At 67.0% G+C, this 5,501-nt stretch carries 5 protein-coding genes; 4 read left to right on the forward strand and 1 reads right to left on the reverse strand.

Features of this window, described 5'->3' with window-relative positions; genetic code table 11:
* The first annotated feature begins 171 nt into the window (after positions 1 to 171).
* Positions 172 to 2,064, forward strand: a complete 1,893-nt coding sequence (gene htpG / locus R5H29_RS08190; protein WP_332329050.1) for a molecular chaperone HtpG — start codon at positions 172 to 174, stop codon at positions 2,062 to 2,064.
* A gap of 176 nt (positions 2,065 to 2,240) precedes the next feature.
* Here htpG and R5H29_RS08195 read toward each other — a convergent pair whose 3' ends face one another.
* Complete coding sequence (locus R5H29_RS08195) at positions 2,241 to 2,540, reverse strand: hypothetical protein (protein ID WP_332329051.1); 300 nt, start codon at positions 2,538 to 2,540, stop codon at positions 2,241 to 2,243.
* 129 nt (positions 2,541 to 2,669) lie between these two features.
* Here R5H29_RS08195 and ftsY point away from each other — a divergent pair, with 129 nt between their 5' ends.
* The 3 genes from ftsY to R5H29_RS08210 all read left to right on the forward strand — a co-directional run bounded on the left by ftsY (position 2,670) and on the right by R5H29_RS08210 (position 5,444).
* Positions 2,670 to 3,950 carry a signal recognition particle-docking protein FtsY gene (gene ftsY / locus R5H29_RS08200; protein WP_019661208.1) on the forward strand — a complete coding sequence of 427 codons (1,281 nt, stop codon included), beginning with the start codon at positions 2,670 to 2,672 and terminating at the stop codon, positions 3,948 to 3,950.
* Positions 3,951 to 4,044: 94 nt separating this feature from the next.
* Positions 4,045 to 5,169 carry an A/G-specific adenine glycosylase gene (gene mutY / locus R5H29_RS08205; protein ID WP_332329052.1) on the forward strand — a complete coding sequence of 375 codons (1,125 nt, stop codon included), beginning with the start codon at positions 4,045 to 4,047 and terminating at the stop codon, positions 5,167 to 5,169.
* A gap of 5 nt (positions 5,170 to 5,174) precedes the next feature.
* The gene (locus R5H29_RS08210) at positions 5,175 to 5,444 is read left to right on the forward strand and encodes an oxidative damage protection protein (protein WP_019661206.1); all 270 of its coding nucleotides are present in this window, start codon (positions 5,175 to 5,177) and stop codon (positions 5,442 to 5,444) included.
* Positions 5,445 to 5,501 lie beyond the last annotated feature (57 nt).

Genomic DNA, 5,501 nt, shown 5'->3' on the forward strand with positions numbered 1-5,501 from the left:
GCCCCGCCATCCCACGGAATGCCGCTCTGGCTCTGGCTTTGGCAGTTGCAGTTGCACTGGGCGGGTGCCGGGCGCAGCCCGGCCGACCAACCCCTTGATTTCGGGACAATCAGCCATACCCCTTGGCGAGGCCGCACGCGCTGGCGCGGCATTGCACATGGAGCCCTATCGATGACCGACACCATCCAGACCGAAACCCTTGGCTTCCAGACCGAAGTCAAGCAGCTGCTGCAGCTGATGATCCACTCGCTGTACTCCAACAAGGAAATCTTCCTCCGCGAGCTGGTCTCCAACGCCGCCGACGCCGCCGACAAGCTGCGCTTCGAGGCCCTGACCCAGCCGGCGCTGCTGGAAGGCGACAGCGAACTGCGCGTGCGCGTCAGCTTCGATCCCTCCGCCCACACCATCACCATCGACGACAACGGCATTGGCATGAGCCGCGCCGAAGCCATCGCCCACCTGGGCACGATTGCCAAGTCCGGCACCGGCGACTTCCTGCGCCAGCTGTCCGGCGACCAGAAGAAGGATTCGCAGCTGATCGGCCAGTTCGGCGTCGGCTTCTACAGCGCCTTCATCGTTGCCGACGAAGTGGAAGTGACCTCGCGCCGCGCCGGCCTGGCCGCAGGCGAAGGCGTGCGCTGGACCTCGCGCGGCGAAGGCGATTTCCAAGTGGCCACCGTCGACAAGGCCGAGCGCGGTACCCGCATCGTGCTGCACCTCAAGGACGGCGAGCACGGCTTCGCCGATGGCTGGCGCCTGCGCAGCATCCTCAAGAAGTACTCGGACCATATCGGCCTGCCGATCCAGATGCCGAAGGAAGGTGGCGAAGAAGGCGCCGCGGCCGAATGGGAAACCGTCAACCGTGCCAGCGCGCTGTGGACCCGTCCGCGCACCGAGATCAGCGACGCCGAGTACACCGAGTTCTACAAGCACGTTGCACACGATCACAGCGATCCGCTGGCGTGGAGCCACAACAAGGTCGAAGGCAAGCTGGAGTACACCTCGCTGCTGTACGTGCCTGGCCGCGCGCCGTTCGACCTGTATCACCGTGATGCGCCCAAGGGCCTGAAGCTGTATGTGCAGCGCGTGTTCGTGATGGACCAGGCCGAGCAGTTCCTGCCGCTGTACCTGCGCTTCATCAAGGGCGTGGTCGATTCCAACGACCTTTCGCTGAACGTCTCGCGCGAGATCCTGCAGTCCGGCCCGGTCATCGATTCGATGAAGGCCGCGCTGACCAAGCGTTCGCTGGACATGCTGGAAAAGCTGGCCACCGACAAGCCGGAGCAGTACGCCACGTTCTGGAAGGAATTCGGCCAGGTGCTGAAGGAAGGCCCGGCCGAGGACTACAACAACCGTGAGAAGGTGGCCGGGCTGCTGCGCTTCGCCTCCACCCGTGGCGACGGCGATGCACAGACTGTGTCGCTGGCCGATTACCTCGGCCGCATGAGCGAAGGCCAGGACAAGATCTACTACCTCACCGGCGAGAGCTACAGCCAGGTGCGCAACAGCCCGCACCTGGAAGTGTTCCGCAAGAAGGGCGTGGAAGTGCTGCTGCTGACCGACCGCATCGACGAGTGGCTGATGGGCTACCTGACCGATTTCGACGGCAAGGGCTTCGTCGACATCGCCCGCGGCGACCTCGACCTGGGCGCGCTGGAAACCGAAGCGGACAAGCAGGAACAGGAAGCGGCGGCCAAGGACAAGCAGGGCCTGGTCGAGCGCCTGAAGACGGTACTGGGCGATGACGTGGCCGACGTGCGCGTCTCGCACCGCCTGACCGATTCGCCGGCGGTGCTGGCCATCGGCGAGCAGGACCTGGGCCTGCAGATGCGCCAGATCCTCGAAGCCAGCGGGCAGAAGGTGCCGGACAGCAAGCCGGTGCTGGAGATCAATCCGGGCCATCCGCTGATCGCCAAGCTGGATGCAGAAGCCGACGGCGCACGCTTCGATAATCTCGGCCGGGTACTGTTCGACCAGGCCGCACTGGCCGCCGGTGACAGCCTGAAGGACCCCGGCGCCTATGTGGCGCGCCTGAACAAGCTGCTGCTGGAGTTGTCGGCCTGATCGAGGCGGTGGTCGCCGGGCATGGCCCGGCGATGCTCTGGTTGGTGCCAACCTTGGTTGGCACTGCAGCAGAGGCCAACCTTGGTTGGCGCCCCAAAAGCGTGCCAACCAAGGTTGGCACCTACTCAGGGGGCGAGCGTGTCAACCCAGGTTGACACCCACCAAAGCCGGGCGGCTCAGACCTCCCGATCCAGCAGCGAACCCAGCATCTGGTCCTGGCGCCGTATCACCGTGGCATTGGCGGCGAAGGCCACCACCTCGGCTTTCGCCGTCAGCAGGTCCCCCAATGGCGCGCCAGCATCGGCGTCGGCAGGGGTCATCGCGGCCTGCACCCCGCCCTGCTCCGCCTCACTGCGCAGCAGTTGCAGGCGTCGGGCATCAGGAGTCGCCAGGTTGGCCACGTTGTGCGCGGCCACCTGCACGCCCTGGTGGGCCGCGCGCATCCCGCCGAGAGCGATTCCCATCACGTCGTTCATGGCGGTCTCCGGGCCGCGCTGCGCAGCCCTTCGGACCGGTTAACGGCCGGCGGGCCGCGACCTTGAGTCCACATCAGCCCGACAGGCCCGAGTGGTAGCATATCCCCCTGATTTCAGCGCCTTTTGCCAATGCTCAGTTTTTTCCGCCGCAAGAAGCCCCAGGATGCCCCCGCCACGGAGGCACCCAAGACCCAGCACTACTCGGCTGAAGAGCTGGCGGCGGCGTTCCCGTCAGCCGCCCCGGCCGAAGACGCCGCCACGATCCCGGTAGTCGAAGCCGCAGCACCGGCACCTGTACCGGAACCGGCGCCCGTCGCCGAATGGCCTGCCGTACCGGCTGCGCAGCCGGTCACCGCGCCGGAGGACGTCCAGGCCGAAGTGCTGGCTGCGGCCGCCGTGCTGGCCCCTCTGGCTCCGGTCATTCCGGTCGAGGAACCAACCGCCCCGGCCGCCGACCTGCCAGCTCTGGTGGATGCCCCGCCAGCCCCGGCCGGCAAGCCCGGCTGGCGCGAGCGCCTGCGCAACAGCGTCATCGCGCGCAGCTTCGGTGGCCTGTTCTCGCGCAATCCCAAGCTCGACGACGACCTGCTGGACGAACTGGAAACCGCACTGATCACTGCCGACGTCGGCGTGGGTGCCACTACCGATCTGGTCGAGGGCCTGCGCAAGCGCATGAAGTCGCGCGAGTTCGCTGATGCCAATGCGCTGCTGGCCGCGCTGCGCGCCGAGCTGATCGCGATCCTGCAACCGGTCGCCAAGCCGCTGGTGATCGACCGCAACGCCAAGCCCTTCGTGGTGCTCACCGTCGGCGTCAATGGTGTCGGCAAGACCACCACCATCGGCAAGCTGGCCAAGCGCTTCAAGGATGATGGCCACAGCCTGATGCTGGCCGCCGGCGATACCTTCCGTGCCGCTGCCGTGGCCCAGCTGCAGGCCTGGGGCGAGCGCAATGGCGTGGCCGTGGTCGCGCAGGGGCAGAACGCCGATGCCGCGTCGGTGGCGTTCGACGCGCTGCAGGCCGGCAAGGCACGCGGCACCTCGGTGCTGATCGCCGATACCGCCGGCCGCCTGCACACCCAGTCCGGCCTGATGAACGAGCTGGGCAAGATCCGCCGCGTGCTCGGCAAGATCGACCCCACCGCGCCGCATGAGGTGCTGATGGTGATCGACGGCACCACCGGCCAGAACGCGCTGTCGCAGCTGCGCCAGTTCAATGCTGCGGTGAACGTGACCGGCCTGGTGGTGACCAAGCTGGACGGCACTGCCAAGGGCGGCGTGGTGTTCGCACTGGCCCGCGAGTTCGGCATTCCGATCCGCTTTGCCGGCATCGGCGAGCGCCCGGAAGACCTGCGCGTGTTCGACCCGGAAGCCTTCGTCGACGCCCTGCTGCCCGAAGCGCTGGGCGCCTGATACACCGTGCAGCCACGCATGGCGTGGCTCTACTGCACCGCAACCGCAATGCAGTAGAGCCACCCTACGGGTGGCTGCCTTCCCCGGAACACCCATGCCCCGCCAGCCGCACGCCAGCGCCGACAACCCCCAGCAAGACGACTTCATCGCTCGCCTGCTGCACTGGTTCGACGACCACGGCCGCCACGACCTGCCCTGGCAGCACCCGCGCAGCCCTTACAGGGTCTGGTTGTCGGAGATCATGCTGCAGCAGACCCAGGTGACCACGGTCATCCCGTACTTCCTGCGGTTCCTGCAGCACTTCCCGACCCTGCCCGACCTCGCCGCCGCCAGCAATGACGCGGTGATGGCGCAGTGGGCAGGGCTTGGCTACTACGCCCGTGCGCGTAACCTGCATGCCGCTGCAAAGCGCTGCGTGGAACTGCACGGCGGCGACCTGCCGCGCGATTTCGATGCATTGCATGCCCTGCCCGGCATTGGCCGCAGCACCGCTGGCGCGATCCTCAGCCAGGCCTGGAACGACCCGTTCGCGATCCTTGACGGCAACGTCAAGCGCGTGCTCAGCCGCTATCACGGCATCGACGGCTTCCCCGGCCTGCCAGTCATCGAAAAGCAGCTATGGGCGATCGCCGAGGCACACGTGGCGAAGGTGCCGGCCGGTCGCATGGCCGATTACACCCAGGCACAAATGGACCTGGGCGCGTCCGTATGCAGCCGGGCCAAGCCCGCCTGCGTCATCTGCCCGCTGCAGGACACGTGCGTGGCACGCAGCGAAGGCCGCACCGCTGAACTGCCCACGCCCAAGCCCAGCAAGACCCTGCCGGAGCGCGAAGCCGTGGCTCTGCTGCTGCGTGACGCCCAGCAGCGCGTGCTGCTGCAGAAGCGGCCGGACACCGGCATCTGGGCGCAGCTGTGGACGCTGCCGCAGGCGGAGGCCGGCAGCGACCTGCAGGACTGGTTCGACGCACATGTCGACGGCTCGCTGGAAGATGCAGAGGAACTGCCGGTGCTGCAGCACACCTTCAGCCACTACAGGCTGCACCTGCAGATATTGTCACGGAAGGTGCGCGGCCTGCGCGTGGAAGAACCCACGCTGCGCTGGGTCGCCAACGACGAGCTACCCGCATTGGGCCTGCCAGCGCCGATCCGCAAACTGCTCGACGGCGCCACGATCAGGACGCCAAAACGAACTTCCAAGAAATCCCGCAACCACGAGTGAGTGCCATGCCCCGAACCGTCTTCTGCCAGTACGAACAACGCGATGCCGAGGGCCTGGACTTCGTGCCCTACCCCGGCGAGCTGGGCCAGCGCATCTTCAACAACATCGGCAAGCAGGCCTGGGCCGCATGGCTGGCGCACCAGACCATGCTGATCAACGAGAACCGGCTGTCGCCGCGCACCCCGGAGCATCGTGCGTTTCTTGAAGGCGAACTGGTCAAGTTCCTGTTCGAGAAGGACGCAGAGAAGCCGGCTGGCTTCGTTCCGGAAGCCTGACCTGCCGGTAGCGCCGGGCCATGCCCGGCGTCCAGGCATCCGCCGGGCATGGCCCGG

Source organism: Stenotrophomonas sp. A3_2, from assembly GCF_036624925.1.
Lineage (GTDB): Bacteria > Pseudomonadota > Gammaproteobacteria > Xanthomonadales > Xanthomonadaceae > Stenotrophomonas > Stenotrophomonas hibiscicola.